Annotated in this window: 19 protein-coding genes; 14 read left to right on the forward strand and 5 right to left on the reverse strand. The window is 45.9% G+C overall.

Annotated features, from left to right (window positions below; all coding sequences use genetic code 11):
* Window positions 1-56: 56 nt before the first annotated feature.
* Window positions 57-491: a hypothetical protein gene (locus tag ACMXYS_RS01600; protein ID WP_415897417.1), complete on the reverse strand. Its 435-nt coding sequence runs from the start codon at window positions 489-491 to the stop codon at window positions 57-59.
* 110 nt (window positions 492-601) lie between these two features.
* On the opposite strand from ACMXYS_RS01600, the gene hemE reads away from it, so the two are divergent.
* Together hemE and can are read left to right on the forward strand one after the other, a co-directional pair.
* A complete protein-coding gene (gene hemE / locus ACMXYS_RS01605; protein WP_415883249.1) occupies window positions 602-1,669 on the forward strand; it encodes a uroporphyrinogen decarboxylase in 1,068 nt (355 codons plus the stop codon).
* A 55-nt stretch (window positions 1,670-1,724) separates the two neighbouring features.
* Window positions 1,725-2,453: a carbonate dehydratase gene (can, locus tag ACMXYS_RS01610; RefSeq protein WP_415883250.1), complete on the forward strand. Its 729-nt coding sequence runs from the start codon at window positions 1,725-1,727 to the stop codon at window positions 2,451-2,453.
* A 73-nt stretch (window positions 2,454-2,526) separates the two neighbouring features.
* Here can and ACMXYS_RS01615 read toward each other — a convergent pair whose 3' ends face one another.
* Window positions 2,527-3,804 (reverse strand): O-acetylhomoserine aminocarboxypropyltransferase/cysteine synthase family protein, encoded by a 1,278-nt coding sequence (locus tag ACMXYS_RS01615; protein ID WP_415897418.1) that lies wholly within the window; start codon window positions 3,802-3,804, stop codon window positions 2,527-2,529.
* Between the two features lie 146 nt (window positions 3,805-3,950).
* Between ACMXYS_RS01615 and radA the strand changes: the two genes are divergently transcribed.
* Window positions 3,951-5,330, forward strand: a complete 1,380-nt coding sequence (gene radA / locus ACMXYS_RS01620) for a DNA repair protein RadA (RefSeq protein WP_415883252.1) — start codon at window positions 3,951-3,953, stop codon at window positions 5,328-5,330.
* Here radA and ACMXYS_RS01625 read toward each other — a convergent pair whose 3' ends face one another.
* Window positions 5,331-5,702, reverse strand: coding sequence for a PilZ domain-containing protein (locus ACMXYS_RS01625; protein ID WP_415883253.1), 372 nt, complete (start codon window positions 5,700-5,702; stop codon window positions 5,331-5,333). It lies immediately after the preceding gene.
* 218 nt (window positions 5,703-5,920) lie between these two features.
* Between ACMXYS_RS01625 and ACMXYS_RS01630 the strand changes: the two genes are divergently transcribed.
* Window positions 5,921-7,015, forward strand: a complete 1,095-nt coding sequence (locus ACMXYS_RS01630; protein WP_415883254.1) for a diguanylate cyclase — start codon at window positions 5,921-5,923, stop codon at window positions 7,013-7,015.
* Between the two features lie 55 nt (window positions 7,016-7,070).
* Here the strand turns inward: ACMXYS_RS01630 and ettA are convergent, their stop codons facing one another.
* Window positions 7,071-8,735 carry an energy-dependent translational throttle protein EttA gene (gene ettA, locus ACMXYS_RS01635; RefSeq protein WP_415883255.1) on the reverse strand — a complete coding sequence of 555 codons (1,665 nt, stop codon included), beginning with the start codon at window positions 8,733-8,735 and terminating at the stop codon, window positions 7,071-7,073.
* A 177-nt stretch (window positions 8,736-8,912) separates the two neighbouring features.
* Here ettA and ACMXYS_RS01640 point away from each other — a divergent pair, with 177 nt between their 5' ends.
* The 10 genes from ACMXYS_RS01640 to ACMXYS_RS01685 all read left to right on the forward strand — a co-directional run bounded on the left by ACMXYS_RS01640 (window position 8,913) and on the right by ACMXYS_RS01685 (window position 16,839).
* On the forward strand, window positions 8,913-9,329 hold the full coding sequence (locus ACMXYS_RS01640) for an Hsp20/alpha crystallin family protein (protein ID WP_415883256.1): 417 nt from the start codon (window positions 8,913-8,915) through the stop codon (window positions 9,327-9,329).
* A 225-nt stretch (window positions 9,330-9,554) separates the two neighbouring features.
* Window positions 9,555-10,811, forward strand: coding sequence for a serine hydroxymethyltransferase (gene glyA / locus ACMXYS_RS01645; RefSeq protein WP_415883257.1), 1,257 nt, complete (start codon window positions 9,555-9,557; stop codon window positions 10,809-10,811).
* Between the two features lie 126 nt (window positions 10,812-10,937).
* Entirely contained in the window at window positions 10,938-11,414 is a 477-nt protein-coding gene (nrdR, locus tag ACMXYS_RS01650; protein WP_415883258.1) for a transcriptional regulator NrdR, read from the forward strand.
* On the forward strand, window positions 11,411-12,550 hold the full coding sequence (gene ribD, locus ACMXYS_RS01655; RefSeq protein WP_415883259.1) for a bifunctional diaminohydroxyphosphoribosylaminopyrimidine deaminase/5-amino-6-(5-phosphoribosylamino)uracil reductase RibD: 1,140 nt from the start codon (window positions 11,411-11,413) through the stop codon (window positions 12,548-12,550). The genes nrdR and ribD overlap by 4 nt, the downstream gene beginning before the upstream one ends.
* The gene (locus ACMXYS_RS01660; RefSeq protein WP_415883260.1) at window positions 12,551-13,219 is read left to right on the forward strand and encodes a riboflavin synthase; all 669 of its coding nucleotides are present in this window, start codon (window positions 12,551-12,553) and stop codon (window positions 13,217-13,219) included.
* A 16-nt stretch (window positions 13,220-13,235) separates the two neighbouring features.
* On the forward strand, window positions 13,236-14,354 hold the full coding sequence (gene ribBA / locus ACMXYS_RS01665) for a bifunctional 3,4-dihydroxy-2-butanone-4-phosphate synthase/GTP cyclohydrolase II (protein ID WP_415883261.1): 1,119 nt from the start codon (window positions 13,236-13,238) through the stop codon (window positions 14,352-14,354).
* Between the two features lie 19 nt (window positions 14,355-14,373).
* A complete protein-coding gene (gene ribE / locus ACMXYS_RS01670; RefSeq protein ID WP_415883262.1) occupies window positions 14,374-14,847 on the forward strand; it encodes a 6,7-dimethyl-8-ribityllumazine synthase in 474 nt (157 codons plus the stop codon).
* Between the two features lie 6 nt (window positions 14,848-14,853).
* Complete coding sequence (gene nusB, locus ACMXYS_RS01675; protein WP_415883263.1) at window positions 14,854-15,339, forward strand: transcription antitermination factor NusB; 486 nt, start codon at window positions 14,854-14,856, stop codon at window positions 15,337-15,339.
* Between the two features lie 3 nt (window positions 15,340-15,342).
* Window positions 15,343-16,308 (forward strand): thiamine-phosphate kinase, encoded by a 966-nt coding sequence (gene thiL / locus ACMXYS_RS01680; protein WP_415883264.1) that lies wholly within the window; start codon window positions 15,343-15,345, stop codon window positions 16,306-16,308.
* Window positions 16,309-16,362: 54 nt separating this feature from the next.
* Window positions 16,363-16,839 (forward strand): phosphatidylglycerophosphatase A, encoded by a 477-nt coding sequence (locus ACMXYS_RS01685; protein WP_415883265.1) that lies wholly within the window; start codon window positions 16,363-16,365, stop codon window positions 16,837-16,839.
* Here ACMXYS_RS01685 and ACMXYS_RS01690 read toward each other — a convergent pair.
* Entirely contained in the window at window positions 16,836-18,614 is a 1,779-nt protein-coding gene (locus ACMXYS_RS01690; protein ID WP_415883266.1) for a 1-deoxy-D-xylulose-5-phosphate synthase, read from the reverse strand. The genes ACMXYS_RS01685 and ACMXYS_RS01690 overlap by 4 nt on opposite strands.
* Window positions 18,615-18,623 lie beyond the last annotated feature (9 nt).

An 18,623-nucleotide genomic window follows, 5' to 3' on the forward strand; every position in this document is an offset into this window, starting at 1 on the left:
CTAACTAATCCGTTTGAAAAAATCCGGTACTTCTAAGAAGGCCGGATTTTTTTTGCCTAAAAATACTGATCAGCATTGATAATCTTATAGTGAATACTGCTTAAGAAATCATTGATAGCTAACTGGTCGCTGTTAGCTAATATGACAGGGTAATCTGCTGAGATCAGTTCTCGTTGATTCCTGCTGATCCTCATCTGATATCTTTGCTGTCCATTTAACGGAATTATGCGGCTTTGAATAACCAGCCCCGTCTTAGGTGATTGTGATGAGCCTAATGTTCGGATGTCTTCAGCGCCATATAAGGCCAATCTTGTTTTTAGTTTGTTATTAAACGTTTGCTCATTGTGTGTGCTGGTAGCGCTAGTATCTAACCAAACTTGCTCTTTTTGAAATACTGCTAACTTGGCAGGAGCGAGATTTATGGGCTTAGTCGGTTGGGATTGGCAACCACTCAAAATAACTAAAAACAGTAACAGACAGTATTTTTTCAAACTTAGATCACAAAGTTAGTTAAAGAGAGATGGAATTACAGGTAATTCCTGTTAAAAATCGTTAAAATAGCGACCAATTCGAATTTACAAGATATAAGTGGCTGACACAAATGGCTGAATTGAAAAACGATCGTTTCCTACGTGCATTACTTCGTGAACCTGTAGATGCAACTCCAGTTTGGATGATGCGTCAGGCGGGTCGTTACCTTCCAGAGTACCGTGAGACTCGTGCGAAAGCAGGTGATTTTCTAAGCCTTTGCAAAAATAAAGAGTTGGCTTGTGAAGTTACCATTCAGCCTTTAGAGCGTTATGACCTCGATGCTGCAATTTTGTTTTCCGATATCCTGACAATTCCGGATGCAATGGGTCTTGGGCTTTACTTTGAAGTGGGTGAAGGCCCACGTTTTAAAAAGATCATCCGTACAGAAAAAGACGTTGCTGACTTGCCTGTACCAGATGCAGCAAGAGATCTTGATTACGTAATGAATGCGGTTAAAGAGATCCGTCGCGAGCTAAACGGTCGTGTGCCGCTGATTGGCTTCTCTGGTAGTCCATGGACGCTTGCAACTTACATGGTTGAAGGTGGTTCAAGTAAAGACTTCCGTCATGTTAAACAGATGATGTATGCGACACCTGAGATTATGCATGCGTTGCTAGATAAGCTTGCACAGTCTGTAACGACTTACTTGAACGAACAAATCCGCTCTGGTGCTCAAGCTGTACAGATTTTTGATACTTGGGGCGGTGCACTAAGTGGTCCTTGTTACCAAGAGTTCTCGCTTAAGTACATGAAACAGATTGTTGATGGTCTAATTCGTGAGCATGATGGTCGTAAAGTGCCAGTGATCATGTTTACCAAGAATGGTGGTCAGTGGTTAGAAGCAATGGCTGAAGCAGGCTCTGATGCGCTAGGTCTGGATTGGACAACAGATATTGGTAATGCACGTGCACGTGTGGGTGACAAAGTTGCTCTTCAAGGTAATATGGATCCAAGTGTTCTCTACGCTCCAGCAAACCGTATTGAACAAGAAGTAGAGTTCATCCTAGGTCAATATGGCAACGGCTCTGGTCACGTATTTAACCTAGGTCATGGTATTCACCAGTTTGTAGATCCAGCGCAGCCGAAAGCGTTTGTTGATGCAGTACACGAACTAAGTGCGAAGTATCATCAATCTTAATATTGATTTGGATTTCAGAGGGGCATAAGCCCCTCTTTGTTTATAAGAGTGATTAATGAACAAGCTTACTCATCTTTTAGAAAGCAACCGCGAATGGGCGGAAAAGATAAATCAGGAAGACCCGCAGTTTTTTGAAACACTAGCGCAACAGCAATCACCTGAGTATCTGTGGATTGGCTGTTCTGACAGTCGTGTTCCTGCGAACGAAATTGTTGGCATGATGCCGGGTGAGCTATTTGTTCACCGTAACGTTGCAAACGTTGTTGTTCATACAGATATGAATTGTCTGTCAGTCGTTCAATACGCGGTAGAGGTGCTTAAAGTTAAGCACATCATGGTTGTTGGCCACTATGGTTGTGGTGGTGTGGCGGCTTCTATCGAAGATGAACCCCATGGGCTGATTGATAATTGGCTGCGTAATATTCGTCGTGTTTATGACAAACATAAAGACTTCCTGTCTACATGGGAGGACTCGCACCAGCAGTTGGATCGTTTGTGTGAACTTAATGTGATTGAGCAATCGATGAATCTCTGTGAAACCACAATTTTACAGCAAGCTTGGGCTAATGATCAGGAGATAACCGTACATGGTTGGATCTATGGTTTAAGAGATGGCCTAGTAAATGATCTTGAGTTCAATGCATCCAGTGCTGAGGATGTGTCAGGGCAATATCAGCTGGCAATGAACAAAATGCATAAACTGCGTGAGCTAGCTCAGTCCCCTGAGGCACCAGAAGAAAATGCACGTACCATGTGGAATAAAGTTAAATCTATATTTAATTAAGTTCTGCTTGGATAAGAAAAAGGCCGCTTATTTAGCGGCCTTTTTTGCATCAACTTTTTTTCAAAATAAGGTGTTACTTATTCACGGCAGCGAGTGCTTGTTCTAGATCTGCAATCAGATCATCAGAATGTTCAATACCTATCGATAAACGAACCATCTCAGGTGATACGCCAGCTGATGCAAGTTCCTCATCATTGAGCTGACGGTGTGTTGTTTCAGCGGGGATGGCTGCAAGAGATTTACAGTCACCAATGTTTACTAGTCGAGTGAAAATCTGCAGAGCATCATAGAACGGTGCTGTGGCTGCTCTGCCTGCTTTTAGACCGAAACTGATAATGCCGGATGCTTGCCCGTTCAGATATTTCTGAGCAAGATCGTAGTCTTTATGGCTTTCAAGGCCTGCATACTTCACCCAACTAACCTGATCATGTTGCTCTAGGAAGTTAGCAATTTTTGCGCTGTTTTCATTGATGCGCTCCATACGTAGGGCCAGAGTTTCTAGGCCTTGTAGGATCATGAAGGCATTCATAGGAGAAATAGCGGCGCCGGTGTTGCGAAGTGGTACTACACGACAGCGACCAATATAAGCGGCTGGGCCAAGGGCTTCGGTATAGACAACACCATGATAAGACGCGTCAGGTGTATTTAGCAGAGGGAAACGTTCAGCATTGTCAGCCCACGGGAATTTACCCGAATCGATAACCACGCCACCAATAGAGTTCCCGTGTCCGCCAATATACTTAGTCACTGAGTGAACAACGATGTCGGCACCGTGCTCGATGGGGCGCCACATAGCTGGGCTTGGTACTGTGTTATCCACAATCAGCGGGATGCCATTACGGTGTGCTACATCCGCTAGCTTTTCAATATCAGCGATGCCGCCTGATGGGTTACCCACAGATTCACAGAAAAGCGCTTTAGTGTTTGCATCGATTTTGCTCTCTATTTCGCTAACGTCATCTTTATTAGCAAAACGAACTTCGATCCCTTGGTGCGGTAGGGTGTGAGCAAACAGATTGTAGGTACCACCGTACAATTCGCTGGTGGAGATAATATTGTCTCCAGTCGCTGCAATTGTTTGAATCGCGTAAGTGATTGCTGCCATACCTGACGCCACAGCAAGAGCAGCGATGCCGCCCTCCATTTCTGAAAGGCGCTTTTCAAGTACGTCAGTCGTTGGGTTCATGATGCGGGTATAAATATTCCCTTCGACTTTAAGGTCGAAAAGGTCAGCACCATGCTGAGCATCATCAAAAGCATAAGATGTAGTTTGATAGATCGGAACCGCAACCGCTTTGGTTGTTGGGTCTGGGGAGTAGCCACCGTGAACGGCAATTGTTTCCAGCTTCATATACATCTCCTGTGATGTAGGGGTTTACCCTTGTTCTTATATAGGAGTCTGATTGTAGAGCAATCATAAAATAAGAAAAGATCTATAGGTTATAAGCAGAGTGTTGGGTAGAATTCTTACTTATAGATAAAGCTTTGGAGAGAGTGATGGCACGCCAAAAAACAGCCTACGTATGTAATGACTGTGGAGCCGATTACACTAAGTGGCAAGGGCAGTGTACCGCCTGTAATGCTTGGAATACCTTAACCGAGGTACGTTTAGCGACTGCGAAGACCGCTACGAACGAAGCGCGTAATGTGCGTTTTGATGGTTATGCTGGTGGTGCTGGTAAAGATAAGGTGGTTAATCTCTCTGAAGTAGCGTTAGAGGAGATGCCGCGCTTTACTTCCGGCGCAGGCGAGCTGGATCGAGTGCTTGGTGGTGGTTTGGTTCCTGGGTCTGCAGTTTTGATGGGTGGTCATCCAGGTGCCGGTAAAAGTACTTTGTTGTTACAGACGATGTGTTTTTTGGCTGAACAGATGCCTGCACTTTATGTCACGGGTGAGGAATCTTTACAGCAGGTGGCGATGCGCGCTAGCCGTTTAGGTTTGCCAACCGCGCAATTAAAAATGCTCTCTGAAACTAGCGTTGAAGAAATCTGTAACACCGCTCAACAGCTAAAACCGAAAGTGATGGTTATTGATTCTATCCAAGTGATGCACATGGCTGATGTTCAATCAGCTCCGGGCTCTGTATCTCAGGTAAGGGAATCAGCTGCGTACCTAACTCGCTATGCAAAACAGACAGGCACAGTTTTGTTCCTTGTCGGCCATGTTACTAAAGACGGTTCTTTGGCTGGGCCGAAAGTTTTGGAGCATATGATTGACTGTTCCCTTCAGCTTGAGGGGTCGTCTGATTCTCGTTTTAGAACCTTGCGCTCGCATAAAAACCGTTTTGGTGCAGTGAATGAATTGGGTGTTTTCGCCATGCTCGAAAACGGCCTAAAGGAAGTTAAAAATCCAAGTTCAATATTTCTTAGCCGTGAAGAAGGTCCGAGCCCCGGTAGCGTTGTGATGGTGGTTTGGGAAGGGACTCGCCCCCTATTGGTAGAGATTCAGGCGCTAGTTGATCAATCCCACATGAATAACCCGCGTCGCGTCGCTGTAGGTTTGGAGCAAAACCGAATGGCTATGTTACTTGCAGTGTTGCATCGTCATGGCGGCATTATGACGGGTGACCAAGATGTCTTTGTCAACGTTGTAGGTGGCGTGAAGGTACTAGAAACCAGTGCCGACTTGGCATTGTTATTGGCGGTTGTGTCCAGCTTCCGTGATCAATCTTTACCGCATGACTTAATGGTATTTGGGGAGGTCGGTTTGTCTGGCGAAATTAGGCCTGTACCGAATGGACAGGAAAGAATCCGAGAAGCGGCTAAGCATGGGTTTAAACGTGCAATTGTTCCTAAAGGAAACGTCCCTAAAGAGCAGCTTCAAGGTATGGATATTGTGGCAGTTACTAAGCTGACAGAGGCCTTAGAGGCGCTCTAGTTAGTCTTCAAAAAAATGATCTAGTTCGCGTTCCAACAATGTTTCGTCGCCTAAGTTAAGTTCGACTAGGCGGCGTAATAGAGTTAATGAATCAAGATCCAGATTCTCTATTAGAAAACCGTATTCATTGTCTTGTTGGTGGGCGAGTGTTGCAGGTGTGCGGATAGCGATATCATCACCTAGAAGATGGATGACTGCTTGAACCTCATCTCCTTTTTGTAGTGCCAGTGCCTGCTCACTTTTCACAAGAATACCATTAAAAGATATATCCACTAGGGTTGCGTCCCAAGTTTCGTTATCGCGTTTCAATTCAGTCTGAGCATCAAAGTTGATACGGGTAAAACGACGGCGTTCAGTATCTGATGTGGTCACAGCAATTCTTCCCAAGGAAAAGTGTATTTAACTCATATAATTATAGACATTACTGCAAAAAAAATTGTGGTCAAGTTGTAATCGTTAATATAACCCTTGAAAACGAAAGGGCTTTATCATAATTTGATCTCTAAAGCTGAGCTTGTGCATTTGGACTAAACTAAGTCGGACAGGCTAAGTGATATAACAAGAATAAAAACAAAGTTGTAAGAATTAATATGTTGTTAGAAGCGCTTTTGGATGTCTCCAGCGGTCGTAGGCATTCTCGATATTTCAACCAAACTCGCAGTCATTTTCTTTTTCGTCGTATTCGGATTATCTCCCTCTTACTCGCCTTGATTCAGCCTGCTTGGTTGCTGGTGGATTATTTGCTATTGCCCGAGGATATGCTGCTCTCAATCGCATATGCTCGTGGTCTAACGGCGCTTGCCTGTGTGGGCTTGGCTCTGTGGGGATATAAGCGCTACAGCATGCGTTTAGCGAAGTTAAGACTTGCTTTACTAGTCGTCATTTTGTCTGCTTTTCAGTGTGCCTCAAGCTCCATGTTAATTGCCCATGGTTACGAGTTTACTGTGGCAGGTTATCATTTCTTTCCTTTTATGATCATGACCATGATGGCTGTTTTTCCTTTGTCTATATTGGAGGCGCTGTGTTATGCCGTTGCTCTTTTGCTTGTTGAGTATCTAACTCAATTGTTCCGCGGCTTGGCTGGTACCATTGATGGGATTAACAGTCTCTGGTTGTTGGCTGTATTGGGCTTAATTGCGTGTTGGGCGGCTGTGAATCAACTGAACATGTTGTTGGGCCTTTATCGACAAGCGACACGAGATCCCCTTACTGGTTTGGCAAATAGACGGCAGGCGATGGAGCAGTTAAGTGGCGATATCAAATTGATGAGAGATCAGGGTAAGCCGCTGAGTGTTCTGTTGTTTGATCTAGATAAGTTCAAGAGCTTTAACGATACCTACGGTCATGCCGCAGGTGATATCGTGCTACAGCGTTTTGCTAAAGTGATGCGAAAATCTGCTCGCAAGCGATTGGATTTAGTTTGTCGATACGGTGGTGAAGAGTTCTTAATGGTGCTTCCCGGTTTAGATACCAATCAAGCTGTTGAAGTGGCTGAACAGATCCGCGTGGGTTGTCATGATGAACAAGTAAAAACCCCTTCAGGAGAACGAATTGGCTTTACTACTAGTATCGGTGTTGCCAGCTTGAAAGCTGAAGATAATGTGGATTCAATATTACAACGTTCCGATGACGCCTTATACAGCGCTAAAGATACCGGGCGGGATAAAGTAAATATTGCGGACTAATTGTTTAAGAACAAAAAAAGCCGGGCACTGCCCGGCTTTTTTATAAGTATAGGGATTATAGGTCCGCAATACGCTTGTACTTGATACGTTCTGGCTGATGTTCTTTGCCGTAGCGGCGTTTGTAATCAGCTTGGTACTCAGTGTAGTTGCCTTCGAAGAACTCTACGTGTGAGTCACCTTCGTATGCCAGCATGTGAGTACAGATACGGTCAAGGAACCAACGGTCGTGGGAAATAACTACCGCACAACCTGGGAAGGCTAGAAGAGCTTCCTCAAGGGCACGTAGTGTTTCGATATCAAGGTCGTTGGTTGGTTCGTCCAATAGCAGAACGTTGCCGCCTTCTTTAAGCAGTTTCGCCATATGCAGACGGTTACGCTCACCACCAGAAAGATCTTTAACGAACTTCTGCTGATCGCCGCCTTTGAAGTTAAAGCGTCCACAGTAAGAGCGTGAAGGCGTCGTGTAGTTACCTACTGTGATCATGTCCTGACCATCAGATAGTTCTTCAAACACTGTTTTGTCGCCGTTTAGATCACGAGACTGGTTAACGTAAGCTAACTGTACAGTAGAACCGATTTCGATCTCACCAGAATCTGGCTGCTCTTCACCTGCGATCATGCGGAATAGCGTAGATTTACCTGCGCCGTTACCACCGATGATACCAACGATAGCACCCTGTGGAATCGAGAAACTTAGGTCTTCAAACAGGACTTTGTCGCCATAAGCTTTAGATATACCGTTCGCATCGATAACTTTGTCGCCAAGACGTGGTCCTGGTGGAATGTAGATTTCCTGTGTTTCATTACGAGATTGGAACTCTTTGGAGTTCATCTCTTCGAACTGCTTAAGACGCGCTTTGGATTTTGACTGACGGCCTTTAGAGCCTTGACGTACCCACTCAAGTTCGGCAGAAACAGATTTACGGTGAGCCGCTTCCTGCTTCGCTTCTTGTTCTAGGCGAGCTTCTTTCTGCTCTAGCCAAGAAGAGTAGTTACCTTCGTATGGAATGCCGCGACCACGGTCTAGTTCCAAAATCCAACCCGCAGCGTTATCTAGGAAGTAACGGTCGTGGGTAATCGCCACAACGGTACCTGGGTATTCCTGAAGGAAGCGCTCGATCCAAGCTACAGATTCTGCATCCAAGTGGTTGGTCGGTTCATCTAGAAGCAGCATGTCTGGCTTATCTAACAGTAAACGGCATAGCGCTACACGACGACGTTCACCACCGGATAGGTGCTTAACTTCTGCATCCCAAGCAGGAAGACGCATCGCATCAGCAGCACGTTCCAGTGCTGTTTCAAGATTGTGACCATCTTTCGCTTGGATCAAATTTTCGAATTCAGCTTGTTGCTTAGCTAATTCATCAAAGTCTGCATCTGGTTCTGCGTAAGCTGCATAAACAGCTTCTAGGCCATCTAACGCTTCTTTTACATCAGCAACTGACTCTTCAACGATTTCGCGAACGGTTTTTGTTTCGTCTAGTTCTGGTTCCTGAGGTAGGTAACCAACGTTGATGCCAGGCATAGGGCGAGCTTCACCGATGATGTCGGTATCTAAGCCAGCCATGATTTTTAGCAGGGTAGATTTACCTGCACCGTTCAGACCCAATACGCCGATTTTGGCACCTGGGAAAAAAGAAAGAGAGATATCTTTCAGGATTTCACGCTTTGGCGGAACGATTTTGCCAACGCGGTTCATTGAATAAACGTATTGAGCCATGAAGGGTTCAACTCTTATTTGTTAAATAATTAATGCTCCCGATTTTACCGGAAATTGGCAATTAATATCTATCTTGATCCTGATCAATTTTTGTACTGGCGAGAGTCGAAGGGCTTTCTAAACTGAGATTACGAATCTGCTGTATAGAAAGTAACCACATAATAGAGGAGAGTGATCATGGGTGAACTATCAAGATTTAACAGCCTTTTTGATGATGCTTTCTTGAATCGTTTCTTTGTTCCAGTGACTACAAGCGGTGATGATAAAGTGCCTGCTATAGATATTCATGAATCTGATACCGGGTATTGTATAAAGGCTGATTTACCTGGGGTGAAAAAAGAGGATGTACAGGTAAGTTTGGAGCATGGTTTGTTAACGATTAAGGCTGAAACTAAAACAGAGGATAAGGAAGAAAAAGAAGGGAAAATAATTCGTCAGGAGCGTCATTTCGGACAATTTTTAAGACGGTTATCGGTTGGTGATAGTGTTGATCCAGATAAAATTACAGCGAAATTTGATAATGGAGTGTTGGAAGTCAATTTGCCCAAGCCAGACCCGGGCGCTGCTAAAACGGCGAATGTAAAAGTCGAATGATCCTATTCCGATTGTAAAAAGAGCTTGGGGGAGCCCCTGAGCTCTTTTTATTGAATAAAATTGAAGCAGTTTTGCGGATGATTCAAGTGTATCCGCGGAAATGTTTCGCTATAATACGCGCTTTCCCAATTCCCAAATGGTTCTACGCTGGAATGTTCTGGCGGCTTTGCCGTTGTTATTGCAGCTGAACAGGGTTCACATTGTATTCAGGGGACAGAAACTCCAATGTTTAGCAAAGATATGACTATCGCTGATTTCGACGCGGATCTATGGTCTGCAATGCAGGCTGAAACTGTACGTCAGGAAGAGCACATCGAACTGATTGCGTCTGAAAACTACACTAGCCCTCGCGTTATGGAAGCTCAGGGTTCTGCGCTGACTAACAAATACGCTGAAGGTTACCCTAACAAGCGTTACTACGGTGGTTGTGAACACGTAGATGTTGTTGAGCAGCTAGCGATTGATCGTGCTAAAGAATTGTTCGGTGCGACTTACGCAAACGTTCAGCCTCATTCTGGTTCTCAAGCTAACGCTGCTGTTTACATGGCGCTTTGTCAGCCAGGCGATACTGTTCTAGGTATGAGCCTTGCTCACGGTGGTCACTTGACTCACGGTGCTGCGGTTTCTTTCTCTGGTCGTATTTACAATGCGGTTCAGTACGGTCTAAACCCAGAAACGGGTGAGATCGATTACGCTGAAGTTGAGCGTCTAGCTGAAGAACACAAGCCAAAAATGATTGTTGCAGGTTTCTCTGCATACTCACGTGTTGTTGATTGGCAGCGTTTCCGCGATATTGCAGACAAAGTAGGCGCGTTCCTATTTGTTGATATGGCGCACATCGCAGGTCTTGTTGCTGCAGGCGTTTACCCATCTCCAATCGGTGTTGCTGACGTTGTTACAACAACAACTCACAAAACACTAGGTGGCCCACGCGGTGGTTTGATCCTATCTGCAAATGCTGATGAAGATCTGCAGAAGAAACTTAACTTCGCTGTATTCCCAGAATCTCAGGGCGGCCCATTGATGCACGTAATCGCTGGTAAAGCGGTTTGCTTCAAAGAGGCTATGGATCCAGAGTGGAAAGAGTACCAAGCTCAGGTTGTTAAAAACGCTCAGGCGATGGCTGAAACTTTCATGAAACGCGGTATTAAGATCGTTTCTGAAGGTACTGATGATCACCTATTCCTTGTTGATATGATCGACAAGGAATTTACAGGTAAAGATGCTGATGCAGCGCTAGGTCGTGCCAACATCACTGTAAACAAAAACTCTGTTCCAAACGATCCACGTTCTCCGTTTGTAACATCTGGTCTACGTATCGGTACGCCAGCTGTAACACGCCGTGGTTTCAAAGAAGCAGAAGTTACAGAGCTAACAAACTGGATCTGCGACATTCTAGATGACATCAACAACGATGATGTGATCGCACGTGTTAAATCTCAAGTTAAAGAGATCTGCGCACGTTTCCCTGTATACAAGTAAAACAGGGTTCCGGCTGTAAGTTATAGTCGGAAAAATGTACAATCTCCGGGCGACCCAAAAGGTCGCCCTTTTTTGTTCTCAGACTAAGCTCAGAGAAGATAAACGCTCTTTACACAGGAAAAGTTGATGCATTGTCCTTTTTGTCATGCCAATGAAACCAAAGTGGTTGATTCTCGACTGGTGGCCGAAGGTCAGCAGGTGCGTCGACGTCGCGAGTGTATTAACTGTAATGAGCGCTTTACCACCTACGAAGCAGCAGAACTGCTGATGCCACGCCTAATTAAGGCTGATGGCTCTCGCCAACCATTTGACGATGAAAAGCTCCGTGCAGGTATTCATCGAGCTTTAGAAAAACGTCCCGTTTCTATCGAAGAGTTTGAAGCGTGTATTAACCGTATTAAACATCGTCTACGTGCGACAGGTGAGCGCGAGCTGCCTTCACGCCAGATTGGTGAAGAGGTGATGGCCGAACTACGCAAACTCGATGAAGTTGCTTATGTACGTTTTGCTTCAGTGTATCGTAGTTTTCAAGATATTAATGAGTTTAAAGCTGAGATCGAACGCTTATCGGAAGAGCATGATACCGAGGGTGCTACTAAGTGAGTGCGACTTGGTCTGTCTCTGATCGCGAATATATGGCCCGCGCCATTCAGTTGGCGAAAGAGGGGCTATATACCACGCAACCTAACCCGCGTGTTGGCTGTGTGCTAGTTAAACAGGGCAATATCGTGGGTGAAGGGTTTCACTATCGCGCAGGTGAAGGCCATGCCGAGGTGAATGCACTTCGTGCTGCGGGTGAAGAAGCGAAAGGGGCGACAGCGTATGTAACCCTAGAGCCTTGTAGCCATTATGGTCGTACTCCGCCTTGTTCTGAGGCATTAATCAACGCTGGCGTGACGCGAGTCGTTGCCGCGATGGTTGATCCAAACCCTCAGGTTGCTGGTCGTGGTATGACTATGCTCCGTGAAGCAGGTATTGAAGCTACATCGGGTTTACTTGAAGAATCAGCTCGAGCGTTGAACCCCGGTTTTATCAAGCGTATGGAGACGGGTTTACCTTTTGTTAGGGTTAAATCTGCGATCAGCCTTGATGGTCGAACAGCGATGGCTTCAGGTGAATCCAAGTGGATTACTGGTCCTGCTGCACGTGGTGATGTACAGAAATTGCGCGCTCAATCGTCAGTGATTCTGACCGGTATAGGCTCCATTCTACAAGATGACTCAGCACTGACGGTTCGCGAAGCGCAGTTAAATCTTCCTAATGTTGCGGATGTCGTACAGAAACAGCCATTACGCGTTGTTTTGGATAGTCGTCTACAGATGCCGCTGACTGCTTCCATTCTTAAGCAGCCGGGGCGAACGCTTATTGTTACTTGTTCTGATGATACAATAGCGCAGAACAAACTTAAGGACGCAGGTGCAGAAGTTCGAGTGATGCCCGCTGAAAATGGCCGTGTGGCTTTATTGCCTTTGTTACGTTGGCTGGCGTCTGAAGAGCAGTGTAACGATCTGCTTGTTGAGACTGGTTCTGTGTTGGCCGGTGCGTTTGTAGAGCAGAAATTGGCTGATGAACTTCATGTTTATATGGCGATGAAGTTGTTAGGAAGTCAGGCTAAGCCACTATTTGAGCTACCCTTAACTAAAATGTCAGAGCAGGTAGAGCTGCAGATGTTAGATAGCCGCATGTTGGGTGATGATCTAAAGCTGATCTTACAGCCTCAATATGGAGAAAATGCATAGATGTTCACCGGTATTATTGAAGCTGTAGGTACGATTGCAGCGATTGAAGAGCAAGCGGGTGATATGCGCTTATATGTTCGCACAGGTCAGTTGGATCTGGCGGACGTTAAACTGGGTGATAGCATCGCCACTAATGGTGTTTGCTTAACCGCAGTAGAATTGCCCGGTGATGGCTTTATTGCTGATGTTTCTCGAGAAACATTAGCTTATACGCGTTTCCATACTTTAGCGATTGGAGAGCGAGTGAATCTGGAAAAGGCATTGATGCCAACCAGTCGCTTAGGTGGTCATATTGTCACTGGCCATGTCGATGGTATAGGTGAAATAGTATCGCGTAGTGAAGATGCTCGTTCTATTCGCTTTAGTGTTAAAGCGCCTGCTGCGATTCAACGTTATTTAGCAGCGAAAGGCTCGGTGACGGTTGATGGTATTAGTTTGACGGTAAATGCCCTTGACGGTGACTGCTTTGAATTGAATATTGTGCCTCACACGGCACAAGAAACGATCATGACTGAATATGTCACAGGACGACAGGTTCATTTGGAAGTGGATATCATCGCTCGCTATCTGGAGCGCTTAATTGGTCATGGTCAAACAACTGATAATAATGAACAGAGCGAACAGGGTCTGACAATGGACACCTTAATTGCTCACGGTTTTAACCGCTAACGACGGTACGAAGTTAATGAAATTAAATACCCCGCAAGAATTGATTGAAGATATTCGTCAGGGAAAAATGGTCATCCTGATGGATGATGAAGATCGCGAGAATGAAGGCGATCTTGTAATTGCTGCAGAGATGGTTCGCCCTGATGATATTAACTTTATGGCGACTCACGCTCGAGGCCTTATTTGCCTAACGTTGACGCGTGAGCGTTGTGAGCAGTTGAACTTACCTCTGATGGTACAGAGCAATGGTGCTCAGTTCTCAACTAACTTTACGATGTCTATTGAAGCGGCGGAAGGTGTAACGACAGGTATCTCTGCTGCTGACCGTGCTTTGACTGTACGTACAGCCGTAAAAGCAGATGCGAAGGCAGAAGATATTGTTCAGCCGGGTCATATCTTCCCACTTATGGCGCAGCCGGGTGGTGTGTTAAGCCGTGCAGGTCATACTGAAGCGGGTTGTGATCTAGCGCGTTTGGCAGGTTTTACGCCAGCGGCTGCGATCGTTGAAATTATGAATGATGACGGCACTATGGCGCGTCGTCCTGATCTGGAAGAGTTTGCGGAAAAGCACAATCTTAAGATCGGTACAATTGCAGATCTAATTCACTACCGTACTGCTAATGAGCATACAGTTGCACGTGAATCCGAAGGCGTGATGTCTACTGAGTACGGTGATTTTAACTACATCACTTACCGTGACGAAATCCAAAACTGCACGCATCTAGCGATGACGTTAGGTGAGCTGAAAGCTGATGAGCCAGCGTATGTGCGTGTTCATAGCCGTACAGAGGTACTACGTGATGTAGTCGGTGCGGTAGCACCTGGCGATGAGCCGAAATGGACTATGCGTAAAGCATTGGAGCGTGTTGCTAAAGAGGGACAAGGTGTTGTGCTTCTACTTGATACGGGTGACCGTATCGATCTAAGCGATGCGACGGATCTGATGATCAACGGTCGTCAGAAATCCAAAATTAATGTTAGTGCATCAGGTGCTTACCTAACGGTAGGTACTGGTTCACAAATCTTGCGAGACCTAGGTGTAGGTAAAATGAACCTACTTAGTTCTCCAATGAAGTTTAATGCGATCTCTGGTTTTGATCTGGAGATCGAAGAATATATTCCTTGTGAAGAATAACTGTAACGGTATTTAAATCATGACTGTTAAAACCTTTGAAGGTGATTTTGTAAACGCAGACGGCAACTATGCAATTGTTGTTGGCCGTTTTAATGCATTCGTTGTTGAGAGCTTGCTAGAGGGTGCAATCGACACTCTAAAGCGTCATGGCGTAAGCGAAGATAATATTCGTGTGATCCGTGTGCCTGGTGCTTTCGAAATTCCGTTGGCAGTTAAACGCGTTGCAGCGCAGAAGAAAGATGACGCGATCATCGCACTAGGTGCGGTTATCCGTGGCGGTACTCCACACTTTGAGTACGTATCTGGCGAGAGCTCTAAAGGTGTTGCTCAGGTATCTTTGGATTACGATCTTCCTATTGCGAATGGCATCCTTACAGTAAACAGCATCGAACAAGCTGTTGAGCGTTCAGGTACTAAAATGGGTAACAAAGGTGCAGAAGCAGCGCTTTCCGCTCTGGAAATGGTTAGCTTGCTTAAGCAGCTTGAGGTTTAAAGCCAGATGAGTGACAACGAAAAAAAATCTGCAGCTAAAAAGAAACCTTCGCTAACATCTCAGCGTCGTAATGCTCGTAGCTATGCGCTGCAGGCTTTGTATTCTTGGTCATTAGCTGGTCAGCCTCTGCATGAACTAGAAGCGCAATTCCGTGTAGATAACGACATGCGTGATACGGATGTACGTTTATTCTCTGAATTGTTGCAGAACGTTGCGGCAACTAAAACAGAGCTTGATGGTCTGTTTACTGACTTCCTTGATCGTCAGATCGAAGAGTTGGATCCTGTTGAATTGAACGTTCTACGTATCGGTGCTTACGAGCTTTCTAAACGCATGGAAGTGCCATATCGCGTCGCGATCAATGAAAGTGTTGAATTGGCGAAGACATTCGGGGCAACCGACAGTCATCGTTATGTGAACGGCGTGCTAGATAAACTAGCGCAACGTGTGCGTATGGCCGAAATTCGCGCTAAACGAGAAGGTAAAGCGTAAGCTATGCCGCTGGGTGAATTTGAGCTGATACAGCGCTACTTCGCACAGGTTTCAGAAGCATCTTCGGATGCTTCTGTTGCTTTAGGGGTAGGGGATGACTGTGCTCTACTTAATTTGCCCGAGGGTCAGCAACTCGCCATTTCTATTGATACGCTGGTTGAAGGCACTCATTTTCTGCCTGACATACAGCCGGAAAAGCTCGCAGATCGCCTTATGGGTTCCACTGTCAGTGATCTAGCTGCTATGGGCGCAAAGCCTGCTTGGCTGACGCTTGCGCTTACGTTGCCGCAAACCGATGCAGATTGGCTGCAACGCTTTAGTTCTCAATTAGGTATACGATGCCAGGAGTACAGTATTGCGCTCATTGGTGGTGATACCACGCGTGGGCCTCTAGCTCTCTCTGCTCAAGTGCATGGCTTTGTGCCTCAAGGGAAGGGACTTTGTCGTCATGGGGCTAAACCGGGCGATATTATCTGTGTTAGTGGTAGCTTAGGTGATAGCCGTGGAGGTCTTGAAGGGCTGCTTAAGGGCTTCACTAATGAAACTCATGCGGAGTATTTGCTCGAGCGTTTCTATTCGCCTGTGCCGCGTATCAGCCTAGGTCAATCGTTAGTGGGTTCTGCCAGTAGTTGTGTGGATATCTCTGATGGCTTGTTATCCGATTTAGCGCACATTTTAAAAGCTAGTGGCAACCTAGGTGCGCGTTTGCAGATAGAAGCTTTGCCGATCTCTTCTCAGCTGGTGGATACTTATGGGGAACAGCAGGCGCAGCAGTGGGCGTTGACCGGTGGTGAGGATTTTGAACTATGTTTCACCCTGCCGCCGGAGCATTTAGCGTTAATCCCTAGTTTGCCAACCTCAGTAGCCGTTATTGGTAAGGTCACAGAGGAGTCAGAACTCAGTCTGTTTCTTCGAGGGGAACCTTGTGAAATTTCAGGCTCAGGTTATGATCACTTCCACCAATCCTGATGTTCAAGTAGGCTGTTAGCCGCGATTGTTAGACTAAGCCGTAAAGGAATAACCGTGAATAAAGTACCTAGTAGTGTTTGGAAAAATCCGATCCATTTTCTAGCGTTTGGTCTAGGTAGCGGTGCTGCTCCTTGGATGCCTGGCACAGTAGGCACTTTGGCGGCGATCATTCCTTATCTTTGGTTCCAACACTTGAGTTTGCCGTTTTATCTATTGATGTTGGTGGTTACGACTATCATCGGCATTTGGTTATGCGATCGCACTTCAAAAGATATTGGTGTGCATGATCATGGCGGCATTGTCTGGGATGAGTTTGTTGGCTTTTGGCTGACCATGACGCTTGCACCAACTGGCTGGGAATGGATTGCTCTTGGTTTTGTGCTATTCCGTATTTTTGATATTTGGAAGCCTTGGCCGATCAAATGGGCTGACCAGAAAGTTTCTGGTGGTGTGGGTATAATGCTGGATGACTTGCTAGCAGGTGTTTATGCCGCGGCAATTCTGCAGTTAGTCGCTTATTTTTGGCTTTAAGCGATCGTTTTTAGTCGATCTCCGATTGCTTTAATCATACCTGCAGCATCAAGACCGCATTGTTGAAGTTGCTGTGCGCGAGATGCGTGGCCAATCCAACGATCAGGTATACCTAACATCAGTAAAGGTGTGTTGATCTGTTCTTGATGTAGGTACTCACTCACACTTGATCCTGCGCCGTTAATGATGCTGTGATCTTCTATGCTGACTAATAAGTCATGACTTTCTGCTGCATCTTTAAGGACATTTTGATCTAGAGGCTTAACAAAGCGCATATCGATTAGGGTATAACCTTGGTCGTTTGCAACCTCTTGAGCTGTTTCTAGTAAAGGTCCGAAATTTAGAAGCGCAACTTTACTGCCTTGATTGAGCGTTCGGCTTTGCCCTAGCTCAATTGCCTGCATGGGTGTATCTATTTGTGCTGGAACGCTGCCTCGTGGATAGCGAACCGCAGCTAAGCCTTGATATTGGTAACCGGTGAAAAGCATATTGCGAAGGTCTTCGGCACTTGAAGGCGTCATCAATACAGCTTTTGGTAAGCCGCGAAGCATGCCAATATCAAAACAACCTGCATGGGTTGAACCATCTTCCCCAACTAAGCCAGCTCTATCGATGGCCAGCAATAGATCGAGATCTTGAATGGCCACATCATGGATCAGTTGATCATAAGCTCGCTGCAGAAAAGTCGAGTAGATGGCTACTACCGGCTTAATATTTTGGCAGGCCATACCAGCCGCTAGAGTCAGTGCGTGTTGTTCGGCGATAGCCACATCAAAATAACGGTCAGGAAAGCGCTGAGAAAACTCCACTAAATCTGAGCCTTCACGCATAGCCGGGGTAATGGCTGTCAGGTGTGGGTCTTGTTCGGCTAGATCGCAAATCCAACGACCAAAGACATTGGAATAACTGATTTTCTTCGTAGGCTTTTGGTGAATTGGATCGATCTTAGTAATTGCGTGATAACCAACCGGATCGTCTTCAGCAGGTTTGAAACCCTTACCTTTCGTTGTTACCAAATGAAGGAATTGTGGTCCTGGTCGATTAAGAATGTCTTGTAATACCGGTATGAGTTTAGAAAAGTCATGACCATCAACAGGGCCTGTATATTCAAACTCTAGCGCTTCAAAGAGGGCGGTGGTGGTCTCACCGTCATTTCTGTCTTTAAAGTTTTTTGCTAGATAAGTCGCCAGCCCGCCTTCATTGTGGGAGATCGACATATCGTTGTCGTTCAAGATTACCAGCAGGTTGGTGTTGGTATGTGCTGCATGGTTCAACGCCTCAAACGCCATACCAGCCGTCATCGCACCGTCACCAATTACGGCTACAGATTTACTCTCTATCCCACGGATCTTATCGGCAATTGCCATGCCTAGAGCGGCACTAATCGAGGTGCTGGAATGACCTACACCAAAATCATCATATGGGCTCTCGTCCCGTTTAGGGAAGGGGGATGGTCCCTCTTTCTGTCGGATTTGGGGTAACTGTTCGCGACGGCCGGTTAAGATCTTATGGGGGTAGCATTGGTGACCTACATCCCACACTAAATGATCTTGCGGTGTGTTAAGAACATAATGCAGAGCCACTGTTAGTTCCACCACACCCAGTCCTGCACCGAAATGGCCGCCACTTTGTCCGACGCTGTAGAGTAGATAAGCTCTTAATTGCTCAGCTAGCTCTGGAAGTTGTTCGGGCGTGAGTAAACGCAGAGCGATTGGATTATCAATGCTATCCAACAGAGGTGTGTTAGGGCGTTTACTTGGGATTGTATGGAACATAAAGCTCGA

The organism is Neptuniibacter sp. QD57_21 (genome assembly GCF_047778075.1).
GTDB lineage: Bacteria > Pseudomonadota > Gammaproteobacteria > Pseudomonadales > Balneatricaceae > Neptuniibacter.